A 26,165-nucleotide genomic window follows, 5' to 3' on the forward strand; every position below is an offset into this window, starting at 1 on the left:
ATAAAGCAAACAAAAGCTTCATAAGAAGAGAGACGAACAATAAAAGCACAACAGGAATAAACGACATTCTTTAATTTATATAATGTGCCCTAATACTAGACAAAGCTACCCTATCTATCTTGAAAGTTATTGAAATGAACTGTGTTACCCGCTGATAAAACCCCGTAAAATCCCTGCTATTGGTACATGTGTGCTGTTAAGTGAAATGACAACAAGATAAGAGACTGTAGAATGACAGAACAAGTTAAAGTAATCGCAACGCACAATGGAAACTTTCACGCAGACGACGTATTTGCTGTCGCCGCCCTTAAACACATTTTGCCTTCCATAAAATTAATCCGCACACGTGACTTAAACGTCATCGCCAAAGCAGACATAGTGTTAGACGTAGGTGGAATATACGATCCAGAAACAGACCGTTTCGATCATCACCAAAAAGGTGGCGCAGGCGCACGAGAAAACGGCATTCCCTTTTCATCCTTTGGATTAATCTGGCAAAAATACGGAGTGGAAATCTGCTCGGACAGCAAAGAAATCGCCGATTCATTAGACAAAAACCTGGTATCCGTTATCGATGCGATCGACTGCGGACACGTAGAGGGTGTTCAAACTGGTATCAGCCTAAGCCAAACCATTTCCATGTTTAACCCAACATGGCAGGAAGAAAGCAGCTTTGATGAGTGTTTTAACGAAGCCGTTGACTACGCATCACGCCTATTAACGAGATTCATTGCCGCGGCCAGCGGAGGCATAAACGCAAAAGAAATCGTCGCCAACGCCATAGAAAAAGCCGCAGACCCAAGAGTGATTGTGTTAGAGCAATACACGCCGTGGAAAACCACTGTGCTTAGACTATCGCAAAACGCCTTGTTTGTGGTTTACCCATCCGAAACAGGACAATGGCGCATTCAAACCGTACCGGTTGAACTGGGTTCATTTGAAGACCGCAAAAAACTGCCTGCTCCTTGGGCTGGATTGTCAGACAAGGAACTGCAAGACGTCACAGGATTAAGCGACGCCATGTTCTGTCACAACGGCTTATTTATCGCAGGCTGCGCCTCATTTGAAAACACCATGAAAATGGCGCAAATGGCACTGGAAGCGTAAATCGCGCTCATAAAAAAACCGATGTTATGAAAATAGCATCGGTTTTTTCGTTTAAAGGGATCAGATCCCTTTAAGTTAAAACATTTCACCACTCTGCTTATCCGCTAATTTTAAAGAAAGATAGCTCTTTATTTTGCTTAATAATCAATTCAGAGAGGCTTTGTATTTCAGTTTCAGTCTCTTTAACTGAATCCACATTTTCATTCACTAAATCAAATGTTCTAACTGCATTTTTGTCTATGCCTTCAGTAACATCCTGTTGTTGCTGTGAAGCCGTAGCGACAAGGGTGTTTGTATCAGAAATTGTGTTAACCGATTCCACAATGTTATCAAAAGAAGCTTTAACATTTTTTGAGATCACAACAGACTCTTTTATTGAGCTAACATTATTAATCATGTTCTCATTGGCTTTTTCTGACTGGGCCTGCAATTTAGCAATAATCTCTTGTATATCTTTTGTCGATTCTTGGGTTTTTGCGGCTAGACTCCTCACTTCATCGGCCACAACAGCAAAACCACGCCCTTGCTCACCTGCTCGTGCTGCTTCAATGGCTGCGTTTAACGCCAATAAGTTTGTTTGCTCTGAAATAGAGTTAATAACATTCGTTACTTCACTAATATCAAAAGAGTTATTTTTTAATTGCTCTATCATAGAAGCCGTATCTTGTACGGATTGATTGATGCTTTCTGTTAACGCAATAGATTGATCAAGCGCATGACTTCCTTCGTCAAGGTTCTTAATTGCTCTTTTCGTTTCATCTTGAGCCTGTACAGCATTCAGAGACATTTCTTTTGATGTACTCGAAAGCTCACTAATCGCTGTCGATATTTCACTGATTTGTAGCATCTCATTTTGAGTGTTTCGGGATGTCTTCTCCATTACATTGGTTAATTTATTTGATGACGACATTACGTTATCAGATACAGAAATTAAAGATTCAACAATAAGTACCAACTCTTGGCTTAACGCCTGACAGGATGACGTCAGTATCGATAACTCACTGTTACCAGTCACTGCAATATGTGTTTTTTTGATTTTGCCAACAGAAAGGTCTTTTAATGTAGATGAAACAGAAGCCAAAGAGCTTGTTAATGATTTGGTAATAAAATATATAACAAATAGGATCGTAAAGAAGAGCAAGGTACTCATACCGATAATCAGAGTTCGAGTTTCATCACTGATAACAATAATATTATTACTGAATGAATCGAGCTTCCCGCGGGCAAATACTTCAAATTCTTTAGAAATAGACATAGCTTCCTCTATGTCCTTGTCTTGAATCGACTCTTCAAGCTTTTTAATAACCGCTTTATCGCCTAAAAAACGCTCTTCCAATACCTTTATTTTCTGTTGTGCCTGATCAAACTCACTATTTAAGATAAACGCTTTAATATCTTTAATCGCTAAGAGCACAGTGATTGGATGTCGTTCCATTTTTATTAGGTTTTCATGAATATTATCGAACTTAGTATTAACCGTTAAAGCAATAACAAGAAAACCAATAAATATAACCCCACATAAAGACAGCATAATTGTCTTAAGGTTGTACTTAACCAGCAAATTATTCATGTAAATTTTTCCTATTTTTTTAAAATTCAACGACAAAGCAGAACATTTCCTAAATTAAGCTATATTCCTTAGCAACTCCTCTACTATCTTAGTTGTTAATCTAAATATTTCCCATTTTTTAATACCCCTGAATTCTTGTCTCCCGTGGTCTTTAACAATACGAGGCCTTCAAAACATACTTTGGATCTATATCGACAGTTTTCAATAACACCTTGGCTGGCCTTGTTGGTTGGTGTTTAGGAACTGCAAGACGTCACAGGTTTAGACGACGCCATGTTCTGTCACAACGGCTTATTTATCGCAGGCTGCGCCTCATTTGAAAACACCATGAAAATGGCACAAATGGCGCTGGAGTATTAGAAGCATTTAAGACAAAAAAGACCGATTTTCTCATTTAACAATTGAGGCACGCCTCATAAAATCGGTCTTTTTTATTTGCTAGAATTGGAAGCGTGATTGTTCAATCATAGAAATAAACAAGCATTTACCCTAGACCTGTACACGCCGCAGATACTTTCCAAAACTTCTTTTGTAGATCGACTTTTTTCGCGCGTTTATGCGGATTAATCTGTTTTTTCTTATAAAAATATTTCCCTGACACACCCTCAACTTCAGGAGATGTACAAAGATAAATAGACGTGCTCGCACCCTGTTCTGGCTTTTTTAAGTTTTTAACTATCTTCCGCCTAATCATCCCAATAATCCCTTTCGAATCAGGCCATATATTGCTTGCTACTCCTCCCGGATGTAGCGCATTTACAGTCACTTTATGATCGCTTAAACGCTCAGCTAACTCTTGAGTGAAATAAATATTCGCTAACTTTGAATCCGCGTAAGTGATAAGCCCACGATAAGGTCGTCGCTCTTTAATCGTATCCCCAGAAAATTTAATCTTTCCTTTCATATGAGCTTTAGAAGAAACATTAACAACTCGTGCTCCAGGGGTCTTTATCAGTGCATCTAACAAGAGGTTTGTTAACAAGAAAGGTCCCAAATGATTAACCCCCATTGTCAATTCGAAACCATCAACAGACTTTTGCTTATCAAGACAAACCACTCCCGCATTATTGAGTAAAACATCAAGGCGATTGTGTTTTTGATTAAACTGACTAACAAAGTGTCGAATAGACTCAAAACTCGATAAATCTAAAGGGATAAAAGACAGCTGAGCATTGGGAACCGATGCTTTAATTTCTTCCATGACATCAAATACTGACTTCTCATTGCCGTAGGCGGTTTCCCTGCATGCCATGACAACATGAGCGCCCATTTCACACAACTCAAGTGCTGATTGTTTTCCAATACCAGAATTTGAACCAGTAACAATGACCGTTTTATTCAACATCAGCATATTAAACTTCTTCCTTAGGCATCTACTGAATCCCCTATTAGAGATTCAACACCTCATGTTCTCCGCACAAAAACGAAGAACCATTAATAATAAGTAACCTCACGATTATCAATGACCCTATTGATTTCCAACAATATTCTCAAGATATTTTTTTCTAACAGGGCATCAGGTTTTAACTTTAAGAAAATCAGACTCCTTTAAGTATTCGTCCAGCTCATTTCAAACTGTTCTTTCCCTGTATGTTCACAGGTACATTTTCCGACATCAACGAAGCCATGATAAAGATAAAACTGATGTGTTTTTTCATTCTCGGCATAAACCGTTAAAGTGAGTTCCCTGTACTTGCCTTTTACATGGTTTAATAACTGAGTGCCGATACCAGCAGATTGTGATTTTGGGTCTACAAAAATAGCGGGTATGCTCCCTTCATAATAAGATACAAAACCCAGAATATTTCCTGCGTCTTCATAAACCCAGGATTCACAATTCGGTAAATACATATCACGCATGTTCTTCTTCTGAGAGCGCCAATAGTCGTCAGAAATGAAGTTGTGAGCTTTAATTGATGCCGAAAACCAGATAGATACGGCACGATCTAGATCTTCCGTGCGTAATTGTCTAATCATATTTTCTCCAATAATTCATAAAATCGAATGATGGCTAATAGCCTTTTTTAAATCTTCGGGATGCGTTCTGGGTGCTATTTATTAACTTGCCAAACGCTTTGTCTTTGGATCTTTTCTCTGCCAACGAGGCGCCATTGAAAGCTTGCTCTCGCATCAGTTTTTGATAATTCATTAGGCGTCGTTCCGACAGGAGCCCAGATGCAATGGCTTGCTGAATGGCGCAATCAGGTTCAGAGGTGTGTGTACAACCAGAGAAACGGCACGTATCTGCAAGCTCAGCTATCTCGCTGAAAGTCTCCTTAACGCCTTGCTCACAACGACTGAGTTGCAGCTCTCGCATTCCTGGTGTGTCCATAAGAATCCCGCCTTGAGGAAGGAGCTTGAGCGCCCTGTGAGTCGTGGTATGCCTTCCTTTGCTATCTTCTTCTCTAATGTCTCCTGTCTGCTGAGACTCATAACCAATTAACGCGTTTACTAACGTAGATTTTCCAACTCCAGACGATCCTAAAAACGCCAGAGTAGAACCGTCGTAGCAGTAGCTTTTAAGCGGTTTAATATCGTCTTTATCCAACGCATTTATCGTGTAAACCACCAACATAGGATCGAGCTCTTGAACCTGTAACCGTTTGCTATCGGACTCTTCACATAAATCAGATTTAGTCAGAATGACCACAGGCTCAACCATTGCTTCCCGTGCAATGGCTAAATATCGCTCTATTCTGTTAAGGCTAAAATCGTGATTGAGCGAGCAGACAATCATGACGGTATCAACATTGGCCGCTATCAGTTGTAGTGAGACTTTGGAGCCAGAAGCTTTACGCTGGAATATCGACTGTCGCTCTAAAAGACGGCATATTCTCAATGCCTCATCGAACAATACCCAGTCACCTACGCAGAGTTGTTCATCAAAAGACAAAGGCCTTAAGCTTGATTTACCTTGCGGAGACATAACGACAATGCGATCTCTGTGCTGTTCCACAACCCGACCAATAGCGAGATTGCTAAGCTCTTCAAGATTGACTTGTTGTTGAAAGAAAGGCTTCCAGCCAAGCTGTTGAAGTGTAGGGGTTGGGCTGTTCATATTGTTGTTCCATTAAACTGTTCAGATCATAATAGTGAAACGGAAGCGAACAAGATTGAACATTTCCGGCAGATTATGTGGAGCTAACCCCACCATAAACATCAATCGTTAAACCTCGTTCTTTTTCATATGTTTTAGGGGTTAAGCCAATGTGCTTTTTTAAATAGCGAATAAGATGTGGTTGGTCACTAAAACCAAACTGAAAGGCGATCTCAACCCAATCAATATCATCTGCATCTCGCTGATAAAGGTATTCCAACATCGCCTCAAGTTTATTCATAGATTGGCACTGTTTTAGCGTTAAGCCCGTCACTCTGTTGAAACTTCTTTCTAATCTACGTTGTGAGCAATAGAGCTGGTTGCCCAGTTCAGAAATTGTGCCTGAGTTCAGCACGTTAAGTGCCTTTCGAGTAATCAGGCTATGTTGATCCTCGTGACTGTTTAACGCCAAGGGTAGAAACAAACTATCCAATGTCTCACAACACAAATCTGGGTTACTTCGCGCCAGTTCAATCAGTTGCGTTTCACTCTCAAATAAATCAGCAAACAACATACTTAGCTGAACTTCGTCCACGCAATCGAGTATCGGCTGTTGGCCTGAAAATGCTGACAGTGAATAAAGAGCTCCAACATGAAATTTGACGCCAAGATGAGCAAAAGGTCTGGAGTGATCGAGTTGATAGGTCTGATGGTGAGGGAACAACCAGTGACTTCCTTTACCCTTCACCACGCCAAGATTCATATCATAGTGATAATCCTGCTTCTCTGGAGAAATAATAAGATGAGCAGACGGATCTGGGTTTAATTTGGGGTAATCGAAACTCTTGCCATCTGGTCGTTTTTCAATAAACCAATAACACTCGATGTATTTTGCTACTTCAGGTATTTTTGATGGCTTCAACCAGTGAATCATAATGCTCTCAAAAAATGTGCGATATGGACAATCACTAAATGCTAGGTTCGTGATCAAATTCTATCTGAATTATACGGTTTAAAGGTCTTAGCCCCGCTCGATGTATTGCTTTTTGTGCTCCCAAATTGCTACTTTCCGTTGAGCAAATAGCGAGTAAACCACGTTCATTTGCTAACCCCACTAAACGGCTTAACACGCGAGTCGCTATGCCTTGGCCTCGTTCAGACTCAGCGACAATCATGCCTAGATCGGCATATTTCGTCTGATACTCATCAAATAAACGGCATTCTCCCGTTGCTAATAATGCACCGTCTTTCCAATAACCCCAAAGCTCTTTTCGTTCGATTAGGTTATCAAAGTACCCAGATAACCATTCTGCAGGCGCACCAATATTCTTCGTTGCAAATTCAACGAAGCTTGGTAACTGCTCCTGACCTGCAAGAACTAACTCTAAGTCTATTGCGTTTTTAGAATCGAAAGGAGCAACTTGCTGATACATTAGCGCATTCACGTTAAATGAAGAGGAATTATCAAGGCAAAGTGACAGGTAACGAGGCTCAGCTGTACTCACAAACGCACCTTTAATCAAACCGATCACCGAGCTGTTTTGCTCTGCAATCAAATTAAACAATTCTCTCGGTTGAGTGTGAGCTGACTCTGACAAATAAAACTGCAACATATAACCGTCACCATTAATGCAGCAATAGCCCATTAATAAGTCACCCTCATAAAAACCGTAATGAGAAGACATAGGAACAAAACCAAAGTGCCACATTCCATCAAGTGGTGCTGTTGATTGCTCAAAATACTGCTTTTTAAATTCGTTAATTTCTTCTAATTCTTCAATGGGCTTAATTACTAACATGGCTATTTTTCCTAACTATAAATGTAATATTACTGTGAAAGAAAACACCACATCAGAGACGACGTATCGCTTTCAATAACGAAAATAGTAGGCAATGGTAGACATGAAAGATTGAACAAAAACGGCAATATGTATTAGGTGATTGCGGAGTTTAAAGGGGTATTTAATCAGCCACCCGCTTACGCGTTAATCCTATCCCTAAAATGATTAGTATCATCGCCGCTAGGCTGTGCCATTCAATGGCTTCGCCCAATAGAAGCACGCCAGTGAAATAAGCCACAACAGGAATCACGTAATTAATGTACGAAAGAAACGTAGGGCCCGCCGTGGCGATAACAGCAAATAAGAGAATGGTGCCAAATGCAGTTGGGCCAACACCTAACCACAACAAGGATAACGTGGCTTTTAAAGAGTAACTTTGTTGCCACGGTAAATCTTGCCACAACCACAATGGCAAGATAACAATGCTGGAAATAATCATCATACCAGCCGCTTTGACAACGGGATTATAAGAAGGCAATCGCCTCACTAAAATGGCATTTATCGCATAACTAAACGTAGCGAGAAAAATCAATAAACCACTTATTAAGTTACTGTGAGCATTAACCAAGGATGGCCAAAGCACAATCGCCACGCCAGTAATGCCTAATACAAAACCGAAGATCTTAAATCGATTAAGACTTTCTCCTACCACAAAATAATGTGCCAAGATCATGGTCGCCAACGGCATAAATGCCATCAACAATCCCGTAATGCCTGAACTAATGTCCTTCTGGCCTGTGGAAATCAGAAAGAATGGTAACAGATTCCCCATAATACCCAGCAGCAAAAATACCGCCCAAGCCAACGGCTCCACCGGCAAACGCCAACCTTTAGCATACATAAAGAGCGTTAGAATAATCGCTGCAATCAAGACTCTGAGAGAGACTATCGCCACTGGGCTAAAGCTTTCTAGTGAGACAGCGGTAAACATAAATGACGTCCCCCACAGCAGAATAAGCATCAGCAGAGAAAGCCAGTTTTTAAAAGTCGGAGTGTCGTTGTGAGCCATGTAATTGATCCAATTAGCTTTAAAGGGGTCAGATCCCTTAAACACCGAGTAAAGTTATAGAGTTAACATCGTGATTATTTTTAAGGGATCTGACCCCTTTAAGTCATTACAAGTAGCGTTCTTCTAAATGCTTTCTAAAGTGCGAGGCATTCAGCGTCTCGCCCGTGGCACGTTTCACCAGTTCATCCGTGGTATGAAGCGATGCCTGTGACCAGATGTTGCCGCTAAGCCATTGGAAGATTGGGCTTAGGTCGCCGTTTTGAATAGCTGCTTCTATGTCGACGCTGTTGGTCATGGTCGCTTTGTATTGCGCGGCGTACATGGCGCCAAGTGTGTAGCTTGGGAAGTAGCCGAAGGCGCCGTCTGTCCAGTGAATGTCTTGCATGCAGCCGTTTTTAAAGTTGCCTTTGGTGGTGATGCCAAGAGCCGTTTTCATTTTCTCATCCCAAATGTCTGGCACGTCTGTGTGTTCAATCACGCTGTTAATTAAGTCGCGTTCGATCTCATAACGCATGATGACGTGCGCTGGGTAAGTCAGTTCGTCGGCGTCCACTCGGATAAAGCCTTTTTCAACGCGAGTGTAGAGTTTGTAGAGATTCTCTTCCGCGAATACTGGGTCTTTGTGTGCGCTGAAAGCGTCAGCAGAAAGACGTGACAAATGGGTGATGAAATCTTTGCTGCGGCCAATTTGCATTTCAAAGAACAAAGACTGGGATTCATGAATTCCCATGGAGCGGGCTTCACCAACTGGCAAACCTGAAAAGGCTTTTGGTAAACCTTGTTCATAACGCGCGTGGCCGGTTTCGTGAACGATGCCCATGAGCGCTTGTATAAAGTCACTTTCATCGTAGCGCGTTGTGATGCGCACATCAGACGGCACGCCACCACAAAATGGATGAACACTTTGGTCAAGGCGGCCGTGGTCGAAATCGAACTTTAATAGCTTCATGATTTCTAAACCCAATGATTTTTGCGCGGCGGTTGGGTAAGTGCCAGATGGCATTATGATGGATTCAGACGCTTGCTTGGTGAGTGCTTTTTCGATCAGTTCTGGCAACCATGTTTTTACATCGGAAAAAAGCACATCAAGCGACGCCGTCGTCGTGCCCGGTTCAAACTTGTCGAGCATGGCGTCATAAGAGGTTAAACCAAGCGCTTCGCCTCGGATTTTTGCCTCCTCGCGAGATAAGGCAACCACTTCTTTCCAGTTTTTCTCGAAGCCTATCCAGTTGTTTTCTTGGCGTTGTGATCGCCATGCGTGTTCGCATTTTGAACCAGCGATAGATTGCGCTTGTACCAAGTCTTCTGGCAAAAGCGTGGCTTGCAGCCATTGGCGTTTCATTTCTCGCAAGCTGGCGGTTTGTTCTGTGTTTAAGGCTTCGTTTTCTGCATTGTTAAACCACTCGCCAAGCTGTGGCTGAGTCGATAAACGATGTACATGAACAGACAATTCCGCCATGGCGTTTGAACGAGCTTCGTTGCCACCAGCAGGCATGTTTGCAGCAGCGTCCCAACCCAACATGGCTTGAGCATGATTAAAGTGGCTAATAGTTTGATAGTGGGCGGTGAGTTTTTCGTAATGTGACATAAAATTCGGCTCTGCTTGTTCGAGGCTGTTGTTTAAAAACGATTATCAGCATCTTATTACATCCCTCTTTCGTGGAACAGACCAAGCCAAAAACAAGCACAATAAAGGTGATTCACAATTACTAAACGTAATGGTAAAGAAATTTAACTATCCCCTATTGACGCGAGCTCTAATCTCAATTAACTTTACCATATCGTTTAGTTAATAGTTGAGACGAAGATGACACTTCGTCCGTTCCAGTAGGAGTCTTTCATGAAAAGCAATAATGGTTATTACGGAGAATTTGGCGGCAGCTACATTCCCGAAATACTCTACCCTAGCCAACAACAAATTCTTCATGCTTTTGAAGAAGCGAAAAATGACCCAGAGTTTATTGCAGAACTGAAAGACACTTGGCAGAACTACTCTGGTCGCCCTACGCCGTTAACCTTTTGTAAGAACTTAACGGAGCATTTTGGTGGTGCTCAGATTTACCTAAAACGCGAAGATCTAAACCAGTCTGGCGCGCACAAAATGAACAATGTAATTGGCCAAGCTTTATTGGTTAAACGCATGGGGAAAAAGCGCGTTATTGCGGAAACAGGCGCAGGTCAACACGGCGTTGCAACAGCTTTGATCGCTGCGCGTCTTGGCTTGGAATGTACCATTTACATGGGTGCGAAAGATGTAAAACGCCAATATCCAAACGTGTTCTGGATGAAGCAGCTTGGCGCAACCGTTGTATCTGTGGCCGAAGGTTCACAAACACTGCGTGATGCCCTCGATGAAGCCCTACGTGACTGGTCTTCTAGCCATGAGGAAAGCCATTATTTGATCGGTACAACCTGTGGTTGTGCGCCTTTCCCTGAAATGGTGGCCTTCTTTCAATCCGTCATTGGTGAAGAAGTAAAAGAGCAAAGCCAAGCGCAATTTGGACAATATCCAGATCGTTTGTACGCTTGTGTAGGTGGCGGTTCTAATGCTGCGGGGATCTTCCTACCCTTTTTAGATGAAGAAAAAGTGGAAATGGTCGGCGTAGAAGCAGGCGGCAAAGGCTTAGAACTAGGCCAACATTCCATTCGTTTGTCTCACGGCTTAGGCACCAAAGGGATCGCCCAAGGTTTTGCGACCATGTTTTTACAAGATGCAAACGGTCAATTGCAAGACACACATTCCATCGCAGCAGGTTTGGATTATGTGGGTGTTTCACCAATTATTGCGCACCTTGCACAAGAAGGCCGTATTCAAATGAAGTACGCCATGGACGATGAAGTCGTTGACGCTTGTTCATTATTGTTACGCAAAGAAGGCATTATTCCTGCGCTTGAATCATCTCATGCGTTGGCGGGTGCTTTTAAAGACGCGCCAAACTTGCCGAAAGACAGCCGCATCGTTATCAACCTTTCTGGTCGTGGCGACAAAGACATTTTCAATGTGGCAAAAGCTATGAACGATGAAACCTTCCCTGATTTCTTGGAAGATTATTTGGCTGACTACAAAGAACACCTAAACCACTCAGATAAAGGAGAAGCCTAAGCATGAGTCAATTAGCGAACTACATCAGCGAAAAGCGCCAGCAAAAGCCAATCCTATCCATGACGCACGTGGTTTATGGTTATCCGTCTATTCAAGAAAGTCTGGATTGGATGGCGGCATTATTAGCAGCAGGCGCGGACTTCATCGAAGTTCAGTTTCCATTCTCGGACCCAGTTGCCGATGGCCCAACCATAGTCGCAGCTTGTCACGGTGCGCTGCACAAACAAAATCCAAGCGTCGAACAATGCCTCACAGACATTGGCAAGCTCAGCCGCGATTTTCCAGAAAGCCGCATTGTACTAATGAGCTACCTCAACCCTATGTACCATTTTGGCTTGGAAAAGTTAGTCGCTCGTTGTGCTGAGGAGAATATTCTAGGTTTGATTCTGCCCGATCTACCTTATGAGCAAGCGGCAGATTTACGCGCTTACTGCACCGAAAAAGGCATTGATCCAGTTTGGCTGGTAACGCCAGTTACACCAAAAGATCGACTCGCATTTTTAGCCAGCGAAGCCAGCGGCTTCCTGTATTGTGTGGCGCGCTCTGGCGTGACAGGGAATTCCAACCACAATGGCGAAAAGCAGCAATCATTAGATGAGTATCTAGCGGAAATTGCTCAACACGCTAACGCGCCAATGGGCGTCGGTTTTGGTATTCGTGAGCGATCTCATGTTGAAGCCCTTATAGACAAAGCTGATGTGGCCATCATTGGGTCGGCTTTATTGGATGCATATAACCAAGGCGGAAAAGAAGCAGGATTGGAATTGTTCAATCGCTTATTTAATGAATAATCAGTCTGTTTAATACCGTACTGGAAACAGGCAGATAAAACGTTTTTATCTGCCTGTTTTTTTATGCCAAATAACTGTCTAAGCGTTTCTGTAACGTCTTTCTGAACGAGTAACACTTCAATAATTCATCGAACAAAATAATGCCAAACACAATATAAAGCGGCGCGCTAAGGTAAATCATCAAGGCGCATAAAGGCAGCGCAATCAACCATTGAGTAATGATGTTAATGCGCACAATCATGTAGCTGTCGCCCATGGCACGGATCATGTTGCCGCAGAACATATTATTGGTTCTGACCAGAGGCAATATGATGTAAATCGGCGCAATAATGCTCAAGGCGGTTAATGTCTCAGACGACAAGTTAGGATAAAAATAAGGGAAAGATACACTTAACAGAAAGAACCCCAAGGCAATAAACACGGCAATAATGCGTGTCACCATGAGCGATTGATAAACAAAAGGAGGAATACTGGAAAACTCTTTTTTGCCTAAATATTGGCTTACCATGATGGTACTGGCTTGTGCCCACGTATTGGCAAACATGGAACCAAACTTAATCCAAGGCAACACCAAAGTAATGGCCGCGTAAGCAGGCACAGGCAGTTGCGCGAACAAAATTTGAAACAAGAGTAATCCCGTCAATAAGACAATGAAGTTCGCTACAATGGGCACCACTTCTTGAATATGAGCAATGATAGATTCTCGGCTCAGCACACTAAAGCCCATTACATTCCCCAGTTTTTTCTCTTGAAAAAATCGATAGGCAAGGTAGAAAAAGCGAATACCAATAGCGGCAACACTGCCAAGGGCGGCGCCTTCCAGCCCCATTTCAGGCGCGCCCCACAAACCATGAATAAGCACAGCACTGCACACCACGTTAAAGGGAATTTCAATCATGAAGCCATATAAAGGAATGCGCGTTTTCTTATTGGCGTTAAAGTAGCAAACCACCACGCTTGAAGCCGAGGAAAAGACCAGTAAGAGTAAAGAAATATAGATGTAATCAATGGCTTCTGAGGCGACCACAGCATTATCGGTTATGCGTGTCACAATCACTTCTGCCAGTAGAAATAAACTCACCAGCGCCATGCTAGAAAACCCCAGATTAGTCACCCACCCAGACGCCATTTCCAATCCGACTTTTTTTCTATCCCCTGCTCCCACTGCTCGGGAAAGCACCAGTTGTGTGCCATTCGCAATGGCCGCTTGAATACCAAGAATGAAGGCGACGATCGCGCCGGCAATACCAAAAGCAGCAATGGGTTGTTCACCTAACGAGGCAATGAGAAGTAGATCAATAATGGTGACAGACTGCATTAAAAGCGCATTGCAAGTCATCGGCCACGCCAGAGAGGCGTTCTGCACAAGAGTTTTTCTAGAAAGTTTCATAGGTCTACGCGTTATTGTTTTTAGAGAGATACGAAAGAAATGTTACAAAACGTAATATAGCACGGAAGCTTAAAAGCCCAACTTTATTCTTCCATATCAAGATGATTTCAACTTTTTATGCATTAGACGCTTGACCTTGGATCTTACTTCAAGGTTTATACTTAACCACATTGATACAAGACATTTAGAAACTCAAATCACTGGAGTGACTATGTACAAAGTAGGCGAACTTGCAGCTCTGTTTAACATCAGCGCAGACACCCTTAGGTTTTATGAGAAGAATGGCATTTTAAAAGCCTCAGAGCGTTCAAGCAGCGGCTATCGACTCTACACAGAAGCCGATAAAGACAGACTGGATTTTATTCTGAACGCCAAGTCAGCGGGCTTTACCTTGGTCGAAATTTCCGAGCTGCTTGTTATAGAAGTCAACAAAGACCAAAGAACCTGTCGCGATACCAAGGTACTGATTGACCATAAACTCAGTCATGTACAAGAGAAAATACAAGAACTACAACGCATCGAAAAAGCCCTAAAAACATTGTCGGACTCCTGCGTAGGGGATTCTACCAGTGCGCTTTATTGCACGATTTTAGAATCTTTAGAAAGTAAGAAAATTTAAGAAAAGGTATTCCTATGCTACTCACAAATTTCATTGAGCTGTTCCTAGATTCTGCTCCTTGGTTGTTAATCGGGTTGGTTTTTGCAGGTGTATTGAAAAGCTTTATCCCAATGGCTTGGATGAACAAGCAGTTGGGCAACAACAAAACTTCCTCTATCTTTAAAGCTGCTTTATTCGGTGCGCCTTTGCCATTGTGTTCTTGTGGCGTGATTCCTGCCGCTATTGGGTTAAGACGGGCTGGCGCGTCAAAGTCAGCAACCACTTCGTTCTTAGTTTCCACACCAGAAACAGGCATTGATTCCATCTCTCTTTCTTACGCCATGTTAGGGCCTTTTATGGCGATTATTCGCCCTATTGCCGCTGTCAGCAGTGCGATTTTGGCTGGTTTATTAGTCAGAAAAGAAGACATGCTGGATTCTCCAGCGACTGAACCAAAGACACAATCTAGCTGTTGTTCTACAAAAACCACTACAGAGAAAAAAGAGCTAGAGAAAAAAGAGCCAGAAAAGAAAGAGAAAACAAGTTCCAGCTGTTGTTCTTCTCAAGCGAAAGAAACCGTCGAAGTGGCAAAAACAAGCTGTTGCTCGACAAAGCAACCTGTTGAAGAAAAAGCACAAGAGAAACCAAATTCAAGCTGCTGCTCTTCAACACAAACAAAAGAGCCAGCGGCTGAAAAGGCTCCTAAAAAAGCAGACGTGACAGCAGCAACACCAAGCTTTATGGAGAAAATTAAATCTGGATTAAGCTTTGCCACCAGCAATCTGGTTAGAGACATTAGCATCTGGTTGATCATTGGTTTGTTCTTCGCCGCTTTGATAGAAACCTATGTGCCTTCTTCCTTCTTGGCTCAATGGGGCAACGGCATTATCGCGATGCTCGTTATGGTGGTGATTTCTATTCCAATGTACATTTGCGCCAGCGCTTCTACGCCAATTGCCGCAGCCTTGTTATTAAGCGGTGTTTCACCCGGTGCGGTATTGGTCTTTATGTTGGCAGGACCTGCGACCAACATTGCAACATTGGGCGTAGTCTATAAGGAATTAGGAAAACGTAGCCTGATAGGTTACTTATCTGGTGTCTTGATTGGCGCTCTGTTTTTCGGTTGGTTGACCGATTTACTGGTCAATAAATTCGCCATTAATGTTACCCCGTTAATAGGTCATGACCACCAACTTTTGCCTGAGTTCATCACTATAAGTACAGGGATCTTACTTGCTATATTGATGATAAAAGAAGGCGCAAAATCCATCGTAAAATGGAAACGCGCCTAAACATAAAAGCATTAATAAATCGGAACTAAAGTGATCTTTTAAGCGGTATTAACCTTCAAAGATCACAGTCCGTTTGCCATTTAAAAAAACACGCTTTTCGATATGACATTTCACCGCATTAAACAGAGTCACCCTTTCCACATCTTGGCCTTTTGCCACTAAATCTTCTGGATAATAAGCGTGATTCACCGTCTGGATACCTTGGGAAATAATTGGCCCTTCATCTAAATCATTATTCACGTAATGCGCGGTTGCTCCCACCATTTTCACCCCTTTTTCCCAAGCTTGATGATAAGGACGCGCACCTTTAAAACCTGGCAACAAAGAGTGATGAATATTAATGGCTCGACCATCTAAATATTCACACATACTAGGAGACAACACCTGCATATAACGGGCAAGCACAACCAGCTCCGTGTCGTATTCTTCAATCAGTTCTCGAACTTTCGCTTCTTGCTCAAGCTTGGTTTCTGCTGAAATAGGCAGGTGATAATAAGGAATCCCATGCCATTTCGCTAAAGGCTCTAAATCTGGGTGATTCGAAATAATCACAGTCACTTCAATGTTGAGCTGACCAGTACGGAATCGATACAACAAATCATTTAAACAATGGTCATATTTGGACACCATAATCGCGACTTTAGGCTTATGGTCGGGCGCAGTTAGCTGCCAATCCATATCAAATTCTGTGGCACGCTTTTCAAACTGTCGTGCAAATATAGCTTCGTCAAAACCATCATGAGGTAAAAATTCGATACGAATAAAAAATCGCCCCGACGCTCTGTCATCAAATGAGTGAATTGCATCCACATAATGACCAGAACCAGCTAAGTAACGTGTCACCACATCCACTGTACCGATAATACTTGGGCAGCTCGCGGTAAAAATCCAAGGCGCAGTATTCGATTTCATATATAAGATCTCATAAAGGTAACATTAGTGTGTAAGAGATCGGCCGGTCATTCGTCCTGAACAACCAACCTACATCACTTATTTAAGAAAGGAATAAAAAGAGACTAAGACGCTTCTACAACCAAGCCATATTCTAGGCTAGCGTCTTGAATCCAAAGCCAAACATAGTCAGCAAAGCTACGTCGAATCACCAGTTCAAAGCGATTCTCGTCTAATCGACGCATGGTGGTTGTGGTTTTCGCAAACAAGGTAGACACCACTTTTCCAATAGGAAAAGCCGTGATGTACAAATCCACTGGCGTAGACTTTTGCAACAACTCAACAACCTTGTCACCAGACAGCTCTAAAACAGTCGAACCACCGCTGCTATTCACCAATGAATAATGCCCCGGCATTTCGTCACGAAAAGCCGTTTCAATATCAAAGGTTTCCAAACCTGGTACTAAAATCAGCCATTCATCTGGCGACATCCAACGAATAGAGTAATCGCCCTTTTCGACTGAAGTCAGTGGTGTGAGTGGCAAACCTACGCCCAACACACGCTCAACAGCGGCTAATTGATCGGCATTGCTTGGATTACAGCGTAACGTCAAATGGCCTAATAATTTGCGCTCACGAAGGTAAACACCACCAGTTTGAGCACCTTGCTTTGCCAGTGTTTCAAAATCCGCATGATGAAGTGGCGATTGCCCTTCAATCTCTGAACCGGGAATTTGATTCATTACCGCTGCTTTTGTCGCAGCACTTTCTGCTGCCGTCATTTGATTCACATCAGACATTTTGACGCTCCCCTTTCGGATCAAAGAAGATCGGGCTGCAAATTTCAGCTTCAATCATGGTGCCATCGGCCATTGGGTAATAAACCGTTTCACCCATTTTATCCAAGCCTCCTTTTATGAAACCCATGGCAATGGAATGCCCAAGCGCTTCACTCCAATAACTCGAACTAATATGGCCTTCAATCGGTATTGGCATTTTCGCCTTCGGATCTAATATTGCAGCAGATCCTTCAGGAATCACTTGTTTTGGGTCTTTGGTTTTCAAGCCGACTAACTGCTTACGATTTTCTCGAACGCAATCAGAGCGATTCATTCCGCGCTTACCGATGTAACTAAAAGGCTTCTGATTCGATACACACCAACCCATGCCTAAATCGTATGGCGTAACCGAACCATCTGTATCTTGGCCTGCGATAATGAAACCTTTTTCAGCACGAAGAATGTGCATGGTTTCTGTTCCGTATGGCGTTAAACCGTATTTCTCGCCCGCTTCAATTAGTTTTTCCCAGACCGCCATTCCGTAGTTGGCTTGGACGTTAATCTCGAACGATAACTCTCCAGTGAAGGAAATTCGGAACACTCGTGCAGGCACGCCTGCCACGGTGATCTGTTTCCAATCCATATAACGGAAGTTGTCGTTGCTAACATCAAAGTCTGTTAGCTCTTCCAACAATTTACGGCTATTTGGACCAGTGATTGTGGCAGTAGACCAGTGATCTGTGACCGTATTGAAGTAAACTTCCAGCTCAGGCCATTCTGTTTGATGGTAAAGCTCTAACCACTCATAAACATGGGCCGCGCCACCTGTTGTGGTTGTCATCACAAAGTGATTTTCGCCTAAGCACGCGGTAACGCCATCGTCGAATACCATACCGTCTTCGCCACACATTAACCCGTAACGACATTTACCAACGGCCAATTTGGCCCACGCGTTGGTATAAACACGTCCCAAGAATTCACGGGCGTCTTTACCCTGAATGTCGATTTTACCCAAGGTTGAAGCGTCCAAAATTCCGACCGCATTACGTACAGCCAAACATTCACGATTCAATGTCTGTTGCATGGTTTCGCCTTCTTTCGGGAAATACCACGGACGCTTCCACTGGCCGACATCTTCAAACAAGGCACCTTGTTCAACGTGCCATTTGTGCATCGCCGTATAACGTTTTGGCTCAAATAAAGCGCCACAGTGGCGACCAATAACGGCACCAAATGCAATCGGCGTATAATTCGGACGAAACACCGTTGTGCCCGTTTCAGGAATGGATTTATTCAACGCCTTCGCCGCAACAGCCATACCATTGATGTTGCCCAATTTACCTTGGTCTGTGCCAAAGCCCATGGCGGTATAACGCTTCACATGCTCAATGGCTTCAAAACCTTCACGACAAGCGATTTCAATGCCAGCCGCTGTTACATCGGTTTGATAATCCACAAATTGTTTAGGCGCTTGAGAGGTTGGCTTCAAATGCGGAATATGGAACAAGCTCATAGGCGGCGTGATGTCTAAGGTTTTCACCTTTGGCAAAGTAACCTCTGCTGCGACCAAACCGAGGCTTCCTAAAGCTTGCTTGCCTGCGGACAAACCTTCTTCTAATACTTGTGAAGTTTCATATTGGCCGTTAATGCCACCCGCCGTAAGCTGTTTCTGTATCGTTGGTCCAGGCAAGAAGCCCACCACAGAGTCGCTCCAAACAGGTCGGCAACCTGTATGGCAAGATAAGTGAATAACTGGGCTCCAACCACCAGACGTCGCAACCGTATCGGCTTTTAGTTTCGCGATTGAGCCAACCACTTGGCTGCCATCGTCACTTAACTTAGCTACAGACACACTGGTAACACGCTTGCTGCCCTGAACTTCAATGACACCAGAGCCAACCATGATAGTAATGCCTCGCTCACGGGCTGCCTGAACCAATGTGCCTTCTGGATTCTTACGAGTATCAACAATCGCCACCACATTACGACCAGCATCTGCCCAATCTATAGCCGCTTGATAGCCATAATCATTGGTCGTCATCACCACCAGCTCATTGCCCGGTACCACACCATAGCGATTGATATAAGCAGAAACCGCGCTGGAAATCATACAACCTGGAACATCATTATTGGCATAAACCAAAGGACGTTCATGGGCACCTGTTGCTAACACAACCCATTTTGCTCGCACACGGTGCATACGCTGACGAACATGATTTACAGGCGCGATGTCGGCCAAGTGATCTGTTCGACGTTCGTGAACCGTCAGGAAATTATGATCGTGATAGCCGTTTACCGTCGAGCGCGGCAACATGGTGACATTGTCATAAGAACCTAACTCTTTCACCACAGATTCAACCCACTCTGTAGCTGGCTTACCGTCTAATGTTTCGGCGCTGTTTAATAAACTTCCACCGAATTCATTTTGTTCATCTGCAATGATGACACGAGCACCACCGCGAGCCGCCGTTAACGCAGCAGCCAAACCTGCTGGTCCAGCACCCACCACCATCACGTCACAATGTTGATTCATAGTATCGTAAGTATCTGGGTCTATTTCCTTTGGCGCGCGCCCCATGCCTGCGGCTTTACGAATCATGGACTCATAGGTTTCCCACAAAGACTCTGGAAACATAAACGTTTTGTAGTAAAAACCGGGCGGCATCATGTTCCCGCCGATTTTGCCAATCATGCCCATGACATCCGTATCCACACTTGGCCAACCATTGGTGGATGTGGACACCAAACCATCGAATAATTCTTGCTGAGTTGCTCGAACGTTAGGAACTTGCGTGGCTTCTGTAGCGCCTAATTGCAGCACGGCATTTGGCTCTTCTGCACCTGCAGCAACAATGCCTCTTGGGCGGCTGTATTTAAAACTACGCGCGACAACATCAATGCCGTTAGCCAACATAGCAGAGGCCAAAGTGTCACCTTGGTAACCTGTGTATTTTTTACCGTTATAGGTAAAAGTAAGCGGTTTAGAACGGTCAATTCGACCTACGCTATCGAGGCGATTCTGTTGTGTCATGATTGCACTCCTAACGTATCCTGTGGCGGAACAGCATCAGCAACGACAGAAGGTTGCTCGCCAATTTTATAAACTTCTTTGATTTCATAACTCTGAGTGTCGCGGGTCATATTGAAGAACTTCCGACAACCCGCCGCGTGAACCCATAATTCATGGTGAAGACCTCGTGGGTTTTTGCGAAAAAACATATACTCGCCCCACTCTTGATCAGAGCAAGCTTCTGGATCTAATGGGCGAGCAATGTGCGCCTGACCAACGGCATGAAACTCTTCTTCTTCTCGATATTCCGCACAATGCGGGCAGTAAATATGTAACATTTTGATCCCCTATTAGTGTGCTACGCCGGCGGCACCGTGCTCGTCAATCAATGCGCCTGTGTAGAAGCGTTTAATGGAGAAAGGCTCTGCGATTGGATGAGGTTTACCATCTGCCAAAGTATGAGCAAACAGGTTTCCAGAGCCGGGCGTTCCTTTAAATCCACCGGTTCCCCAGCCACAGTTAAAGAATAAATTCTTCACCGGTGTTTCCGAGATAATCGGGCTGGCGTCCGGGCATGCATCAACAATACCGCCCCACTGACGGTTCATGCGAACACGGCTAGTGCAAGGGAACATTTCCACGATGGCTTGCAACGTATGCTCAATAATGCCGTATGAACCACGCTGTCCATAACCAACCCAACCATCGATGCCGGCACCAATGACTAGGTCGCCTTTGTCGGATTGGCTCATGTAACCGTGAACATGGTTAGACATTACCACTGTGTCCAAGAAAGGCTTGATTGGCTCAGATACCAAAGCCTGCAAAGGATGGGATTCTACTGGCAATTCAAAGCCTGCCATTTTCGCCAACACGCCGCTGTTTCCAGCCACAACACAACCTACGCGATCCGCTTTTAACACGCCGTGTTGTTTGGTTTTCACGCCTGTGATCTTGCCGTCGTTTATTTCCATATCGATGACTTCACAGTTTTGGATAAGATCCACACCCAAGGCATCCGCTGCTCGAGCATAACCCCACGCCACCGCATCGTGACGCGCGTTACCTGCACGACGTTGAACCGACGCCCCAAGGATCGGATAACGAGCATTTTTTGAACAATCTAAAGTAGGAATTTCTTTTTGTAGCTGCTCTGCATCCACCATTTCGTTGTCGATGCCTTGCAAACGGTTTGCCGCCACAAGACGCTCATTGGCCCGCATGTCCTGCAGTGTGTGACAAGTGTGATAAACGCCACGCTGGGAAAACATCACATTGTAATTAAGCTCTTGTGCCAAGCCTTCCCAAAGTTGCATGGAATGCTCGTACAAAGCGGCCGATTCATCCCATAAATAATTAGAACGGACAATGGTAGTATTACGGCACGCGTTACCACCGCCCAAATGGCCTTTTTCCAACACAGCAACATTGGTAATGCCATGCTCTTTTGCCAAATAATAAGCCGTCGCCAAACCGTGGCCACCACCGCCAATGATAATGACATCGTATTTCTTTTTCGGCGTTGGATTACGCCATACTCGTTGCCAGTTCTCATGATGGCTAAGACTGTGTTTTAACAACCCGAAGCCTGAATAATGCTGCATCAGATCAGCTCCCTTAGATAAACAATCAGCATCGCTAATCGTCGTGGTGAAAAAATAAAAAATGGGGATGGCTCAAATCAGCCCAGACCGCCATAGGCCATGCATTTGCACTGATAATAAAGACAATGATTTAGGCTCTTATGCTTAAGAACGTCCAGTGAATGACAATTAACGACAGCTGACCAAAAACGACCTAAAAGCAAGTGTAAGAAGGAATTTTAAGAACTGATTTATGACAATGAATATTGTGGAATATTTAATCACTAGAAGAGGTTAATGCTTTCATTTCTTCATGTAACCAATCACGAAAAACAATGGCTGATTTTGTCAGTGGTTTGTCTTTAGGAAAGGCTAAATAGTAATTATCTTTGGTGTTGATTTTGGCATCGAATGGCGCTCGTAACTTCCCTTCGAGGCACTGTTTCATCAATAAGTCTGGATAAGCCAACATCACACCGAGCCCAGATTCAACCATCAGACTGGCGGCAAGTATGGTATCGACTTTATGGTAAATAACCTGATTAGGATCCATCTTGATGCCAAACTGCTCAAACCATTCATCCCAAGAGTGACTGACACCTAACACTTCAATCAAAGGCAAAGATAGAAGATCCATAGGCTGTGAAATAAGCTTGGCAATTTTTACTGAGCAAAATGGAGTTATCTCAGTCTTAATTAACGGCTCCAAACTGAGGTTAGGCCAATGACCGCTGCTATTCATAATCGCAAGGTCATGATTGTTTTCCGAAAAGTCTCGATCCCAATTCGAGTGAACCAATTGCAATCGAATTTCTGGATAACGAGTACAGAACTTATGAATATTATTAGATAGCCAAGTATAAGAAAAAGCGTAGTTCACATGCAGCACCAAACGCCCCTGCCCAACCGGAGAAAAAATATCCGCCGTCCGTCGCTGTAAGTTATTAAGCGTACTTTGCACAACGGGGAGATAGGCCAGTCCGCTGTTGGTTAAGGTGATTTTTCTGTGTTTACGAATAAACAAGTCGTCGCCAAGGTGATGTTCTAACAATTTGATCTGTTGGCTAACAGCCGATTGCGTCATATTCAATTCGCGAGCCGCCGCACTAAAATTAAGCAAGCGCGCTGCCGCTTCAAACGTTTTGACCCAATTCATCGCTGGAATGTCTGTTTTCATTATTCGTTCGCCTAATTCTCAAATCATTCATTAGCATTACTTATCATAATACCTAAAATTCATCATTTTCATAAAAAATACAACCCGTTTAGCATACTGCATATCAACCTAATGACCTTCTCCCAAGGATTACGCCATGATATCAAGTGCTGTAAAGACGACTAACTCGAATCAACTCATTGTTTCCGTAGAAAAGGGTCAATATAGCCTCACAGTAAAATGGCATGACGGCTCTGAGTCCGAGTTCCATTACCTTTGGCTTAGAGACAATTGCTCAGCTGGTTTCCACGAAATAACTAAGGAAAGATCGTTTAACTTGCTCAGTGTCAGTGAAAATATTCACCCGACTCAAATACAAATAGAAGAAGAAAACCTAATAATTGAATGGTCAGAAGGCGAACACAGAAGCGTTTTTTTACACTCATGGCTATTAAAACACAGCTATTCACGCACCGAAGATTTGACTCATGAAAGTCGTTACCAAAGTTGGGATGCTTCTTTTATTCATCGTCTCCCTCATGCAGATTACAACGATATAATGGCGGACGATTCAGGTTTGTACCAATGGATGGTGGCGCTCGATAAATTCGGATTAACCATTGTTGACGGTATGCCAGACACTATTGAATCAACAACCTCGCTGGCATCTCGCATTGATTATCTAAGACAAACAAATTTTGGGACAACCTTTAATGTTGAGTCCGTTGCGACGCCTATTAATTTAGCTTACACCTCTATCTCTCTGCCACTGCACACGGATTTACCGAATCAAGAAACACCACCTGGTTATCAGTTTTTACATTGCTTGGCGAACGAGTGTAAAGGTGGTGAATCTATTTTTGTTGATGGTTTACGCGTTGCTGAAGAATTACGTAGCCAATGCCCTGACCATTTCAAGATCTTGGCAGAGCAAGCCATTCCCTTTCGCTTCCATGATCAAGACCATGATATTCGCCAACACCACCCAATTATTAATTTAGACAACTTCGGTAATATCATTGAAATCAAATATAACGCTCACCTCGCAGATGTCTTTGATGTGCCTGCGAACCTGATGCATGAATATTATCTGGCGTATCGTAATTTAATGGCTCGTCTAAGAGATGAACGTTTTGGCATTCAATTCAAACTGCAAGCAGGTCAAATGGTAGTATTTGATAATCGAAGAGTATTACATGGTCGTAATAAATTTGAGGACTCAACTGGTCGCCGACATTTACATGGCTGTTATGTGGATCGCACGGAATTCCAAAGCCGCCTACGAGTATTGGCTCAGAAACATCAATAACACGGCTTTTAAATCTGATTCACTTGATCTCTTAACCAATCACAAAAAGCTTTTATCCTTGGGTCTTGTTGTAGGTTATTTAATGTCAGAGCGGCGTAGCTATAACCCGTTTTTTCCATACCAAGTGGTGCAATGAGTCTTTGTTTTTCTAAATCATCAGACACCAAAGGTGTCGAACCAATTGCGACACCTAACTTATCTTGCGCTGCTTGTAGGGCATAAAAAAAGTGATCAAAATGCTGTTCACTCTTCGGACTTTCTTTTTCCAAATCAGACGTATTGATCCAGTCATTCCAAGCATTGGGGCGAGTTCGGCTGTGTAACCAGTTGGCGTTAAAAAGGTCTTCTTGGCTGTATTTTCCCCAGTAATCTTGTGTACACACAGGGCCTGCCAATTCTTCACATAAAAGTGTTACATGGTAGTCTTCGGGAATACCAAAATCGGTCCGACGAATTGCGATATCACAGTTTTCCGACAGCAAGTCAATCGGGCCACCCGCCATTCTCAGATCAACATTCAAATCTGGATATTTCTCACGAAAACCGCCTAAACGAGGCATTAACCAACGCATAGCCAAACTCGGTTCACAAGACACAGTCAAAAATGGCGATGCTTTATCGTGTCTATGTATCTCTTCTACCGTTTGGTTGAGTGTGTTTAACGTTTCCGTGGCAGTTTTAAAGAGTCGTTGCCCTGCCGTTGTGAGATACACACGTCGATTGCGTCGTACGAATAAATCAACGCCGATACGCTCTTCTATTTGAGCAACCGCTCGGCTGATTGCACCGTGAGTTAAATGCAGCTCTTGAGCCGCACGCGAAAAGCTTTGGTGCCGTGCGGCTGCTTCAAATGCAGGCAAAGCAGATAAAGGCGGAAGCCGTCTTTTTATGTGAATATTACTCACAGTATTTACCATTTTTTATCGATTTTATGGAGTTTTAAAATAATTCATACTCTTATTATTCACAAATAAGAGTAACTTACTATGTTAAATATAGATCACTTTGAACTCTACTCCGTCGCCGTCATCACCTTGTTAGCGGTTATCAGCCCTGGGCCAGACTTTGCAATGGTATCAAAAGTGGCGCTACTCAAAGGAAGAAGAAATGGTATTGCCTGTGCTTTAGGCATTAGTGCTGCAATTGGCGTGCATTTAGCCTATACCCTTTTTGGGTTAGGTGTCCTGTTTGCCAATAATATCTGGGTGTTAAATACATTACGCTACCTTGGCGCCTTGTATCTTATTTGGTTAGGTGTATCGGCATTATGGCCGGATATCAAAGGCGCTTTCTCCAAGAAAAACTCAGAAGTAATGCCAAGTAAGGCAACGCAAAGACTTGATCCAATCAAAAGTACATCGCCATTTTGGACTGGGTTTGCTTGCAACGCATTAAACCCAAAAACCATGTTATTCATCGTGGCTTTGTTCAGTCAGGTTATTTCAGACAAAACGCCATTGGCAATGGAATTGGGATATGGAATTTATATCGCATTCGCCCATTTTGTATGGTTTGCTCTGGTGGCGTGTTTGCTTACTTCGGCAAGTATTCAAAAGAAAGTATTGGTGTTTAAGGCATGGATTGAACGCGTCACGGGAGTCTTGCTAGCGTCATTTGGGATACGTTTGCTACTCGAATAGCGCTTAGATTATCAGCTTTATCTAAAGTCCGATATGAACTAAAAAGTAAGCTAAAACGA

At 43.4% G+C, this 26,165-nt stretch carries 24 protein-coding genes; 8 read left to right on the forward strand and 16 right to left on the reverse strand.

Translation table 11 applies throughout. The features are described from left to right. Positions 1-231 precede the first annotated feature (231 nt). Entirely contained in the window at positions 232-1,107 is an 876-nt protein-coding gene (locus ACMUMQ_RS04485) for an MYG1 family protein (RefSeq protein WP_414680821.1), read from the forward strand. 97 nt (positions 1,108-1,204) lie between these two features. Here the strand turns inward: ACMUMQ_RS04485 and ACMUMQ_RS04490 are convergent, their stop codons facing one another. Continuing rightward, positions 1,205-2,677 carry a methyl-accepting chemotaxis protein gene (locus ACMUMQ_RS04490; RefSeq protein ID WP_414680822.1) on the reverse strand — a complete coding sequence of 491 codons (1,473 nt, stop codon included), beginning with the start codon at positions 2,675-2,677 and terminating at the stop codon, positions 1,205-1,207. 243 nt (positions 2,678-2,920) lie between these two features. Here ACMUMQ_RS04490 and ACMUMQ_RS04495 point away from each other — a divergent pair, with 243 nt between their 5' ends. After that, positions 2,921-3,037: an MYG1 family protein gene (locus tag ACMUMQ_RS04495; RefSeq protein WP_414681133.1), complete on the forward strand. Its 117-nt coding sequence runs from the start codon at positions 2,921-2,923 to the stop codon at positions 3,035-3,037. Positions 3,038-3,161: 124 nt separating this feature from the next. On the opposite strand, the gene ACMUMQ_RS04500 is transcribed toward ACMUMQ_RS04495, so the two are convergent. The 7 genes from ACMUMQ_RS04500 to ACMUMQ_RS04530 all read right to left on the reverse strand — a co-directional run bounded on the left by ACMUMQ_RS04500 (position 3,162) and on the right by ACMUMQ_RS04530 (position 10,152). Then, complete coding sequence (locus ACMUMQ_RS04500; RefSeq protein WP_414680823.1) at positions 3,162-4,028, reverse strand: SDR family oxidoreductase; 867 nt, start codon at positions 4,026-4,028, stop codon at positions 3,162-3,164. Between the two features lie 197 nt (positions 4,029-4,225). Continuing rightward, entirely contained in the window at positions 4,226-4,654 is a 429-nt protein-coding gene (locus tag ACMUMQ_RS04505; protein ID WP_414680824.1) for an N-acetyltransferase, read from the reverse strand. A gap of 34 nt (positions 4,655-4,688) precedes the next feature. Next, positions 4,689-5,735, reverse strand: a complete 1,047-nt coding sequence (gene rsgA / locus ACMUMQ_RS04510) for a ribosome small subunit-dependent GTPase A (RefSeq protein ID WP_414680825.1) — start codon at positions 5,733-5,735, stop codon at positions 4,689-4,691. A gap of 73 nt (positions 5,736-5,808) precedes the next feature. Continuing rightward, positions 5,809-6,648 (reverse strand): helix-turn-helix domain-containing protein, encoded by an 840-nt coding sequence (locus ACMUMQ_RS04515; protein ID WP_414680826.1) that lies wholly within the window; start codon positions 6,646-6,648, stop codon positions 5,809-5,811. 34 nt (positions 6,649-6,682) lie between these two features. Then, on the reverse strand, positions 6,683-7,513 hold the full coding sequence (locus ACMUMQ_RS04520; protein WP_414680827.1) for a GNAT family N-acetyltransferase: 831 nt from the start codon (positions 7,511-7,513) through the stop codon (positions 6,683-6,685). A 163-nt stretch (positions 7,514-7,676) separates the two neighbouring features. Continuing rightward, positions 7,677-8,564: a DMT family transporter gene (locus tag ACMUMQ_RS04525; protein WP_414680828.1), complete on the reverse strand. Its 888-nt coding sequence runs from the start codon at positions 8,562-8,564 to the stop codon at positions 7,677-7,679. A 106-nt stretch (positions 8,565-8,670) separates the two neighbouring features. Further along, entirely contained in the window at positions 8,671-10,152 is a 1,482-nt protein-coding gene (locus tag ACMUMQ_RS04530; protein ID WP_414680829.1) for a carboxypeptidase M32, read from the reverse strand. 252 nt (positions 10,153-10,404) lie between these two features. Between ACMUMQ_RS04530 and trpB the strand changes: the two genes are divergently transcribed. Both trpB and trpA read left to right on the forward strand, forming a co-directional pair. Next, positions 10,405-11,667 carry a tryptophan synthase subunit beta gene (gene trpB, locus ACMUMQ_RS04535; RefSeq protein ID WP_414680830.1) on the forward strand — a complete coding sequence of 421 codons (1,263 nt, stop codon included), beginning with the start codon at positions 10,405-10,407 and terminating at the stop codon, positions 11,665-11,667. A 2-nt stretch (positions 11,668-11,669) separates the two neighbouring features. After that, a complete protein-coding gene (gene trpA / locus ACMUMQ_RS04540) occupies positions 11,670-12,458 on the forward strand; it encodes a tryptophan synthase subunit alpha (protein ID WP_414680831.1) in 789 nt (262 codons plus the stop codon). Between the two features lie 61 nt (positions 12,459-12,519). Here the strand turns inward: trpA and ACMUMQ_RS04545 are convergent, their stop codons facing one another. Beyond that, positions 12,520-13,797 (reverse strand): MATE family efflux transporter, encoded by a 1,278-nt coding sequence (locus ACMUMQ_RS04545; RefSeq protein WP_414680832.1) that lies wholly within the window; start codon positions 13,795-13,797, stop codon positions 12,520-12,522. Positions 13,798-14,059: 262 nt separating this feature from the next. Between ACMUMQ_RS04545 and zntR the strand changes: the two genes are divergently transcribed. Together zntR and ACMUMQ_RS04555 are read left to right on the forward strand one after the other, a co-directional pair. Further along, positions 14,060-14,467, forward strand: coding sequence for a Zn(2+)-responsive transcriptional regulator (gene zntR / locus ACMUMQ_RS04550; RefSeq protein ID WP_414680833.1), 408 nt, complete (start codon positions 14,060-14,062; stop codon positions 14,465-14,467). Positions 14,468-14,481: 14 nt separating this feature from the next. Then, entirely contained in the window at positions 14,482-15,738 is a 1,257-nt protein-coding gene (locus ACMUMQ_RS04555) for an SO_0444 family Cu/Zn efflux transporter (RefSeq protein ID WP_414680834.1), read from the forward strand. Positions 15,739-15,786: 48 nt separating this feature from the next. On the opposite strand, the gene purU is transcribed toward ACMUMQ_RS04555, so the two are convergent. The 6 genes from purU to ACMUMQ_RS04585 form a co-directional block, all read right to left on the reverse strand. After that, entirely contained in the window at positions 15,787-16,650 is an 864-nt protein-coding gene (purU, locus tag ACMUMQ_RS04560) for a formyltetrahydrofolate deformylase (protein WP_414680835.1), read from the reverse strand. Between the two features lie 104 nt (positions 16,651-16,754). Next, positions 16,755-17,429: a sarcosine oxidase subunit gamma gene (locus ACMUMQ_RS04565; RefSeq protein ID WP_414680836.1), complete on the reverse strand. Its 675-nt coding sequence runs from the start codon at positions 17,427-17,429 to the stop codon at positions 16,755-16,757. Further along, on the reverse strand, positions 17,422-20,439 hold the full coding sequence (locus tag ACMUMQ_RS04570) for a sarcosine oxidase subunit alpha family protein (protein ID WP_414680837.1): 3,018 nt from the start codon (positions 20,437-20,439) through the stop codon (positions 17,422-17,424). The genes ACMUMQ_RS04565 and ACMUMQ_RS04570 overlap by 8 nt, the downstream gene beginning before the upstream one ends. Continuing rightward, positions 20,436-20,756: a sarcosine oxidase subunit delta gene (locus ACMUMQ_RS04575; RefSeq protein ID WP_414680838.1), complete on the reverse strand. Its 321-nt coding sequence runs from the start codon at positions 20,754-20,756 to the stop codon at positions 20,436-20,438. Before ACMUMQ_RS04575 ends, ACMUMQ_RS04570 begins: the two co-directional genes overlap by 4 nt. 12 nt (positions 20,757-20,768) lie before the next feature. Beyond that, positions 20,769-22,022, reverse strand: coding sequence for a sarcosine oxidase subunit beta family protein (locus ACMUMQ_RS04580; RefSeq protein WP_347982280.1), 1,254 nt, complete (start codon positions 22,020-22,022; stop codon positions 20,769-20,771). 256 nt (positions 22,023-22,278) lie between these two features. Next, positions 22,279-23,178 carry a LysR substrate-binding domain-containing protein gene (locus ACMUMQ_RS04585; protein ID WP_414680839.1) on the reverse strand — a complete coding sequence of 300 codons (900 nt, stop codon included), beginning with the start codon at positions 23,176-23,178 and terminating at the stop codon, positions 22,279-22,281. A gap of 136 nt (positions 23,179-23,314) precedes the next feature. Here ACMUMQ_RS04585 and ACMUMQ_RS04590 point away from each other — a divergent pair, with 136 nt between their 5' ends. Further along, on the forward strand, positions 23,315-24,466 hold the full coding sequence (locus tag ACMUMQ_RS04590; protein ID WP_414680840.1) for a TauD/TfdA family dioxygenase: 1,152 nt from the start codon (positions 23,315-23,317) through the stop codon (positions 24,464-24,466). A gap of 8 nt (positions 24,467-24,474) precedes the next feature. Here ACMUMQ_RS04590 and ACMUMQ_RS04595 read toward each other — a convergent pair whose 3' ends face one another. Then, complete coding sequence (locus ACMUMQ_RS04595) at positions 24,475-25,371, reverse strand: LysR substrate-binding domain-containing protein (protein ID WP_414680841.1); 897 nt, start codon at positions 25,369-25,371, stop codon at positions 24,475-24,477. Between the two features lie 81 nt (positions 25,372-25,452). On the opposite strand from ACMUMQ_RS04595, the gene ACMUMQ_RS04600 reads away from it, so the two are divergent. Continuing rightward, positions 25,453-26,106, forward strand: a complete 654-nt coding sequence (locus tag ACMUMQ_RS04600) for a LysE family translocator (RefSeq protein WP_414680842.1) — start codon at positions 25,453-25,455, stop codon at positions 26,104-26,106. The last annotated feature ends 59 nt before the right edge of the window (positions 26,107-26,165 follow it).

Origin of the sequence: Marinomonas algae (assembly GCF_047525555.1) — a bacterium.
Taxonomy (GTDB): domain Bacteria; phylum Pseudomonadota; class Gammaproteobacteria; order Pseudomonadales; family Marinomonadaceae; genus Marinomonas.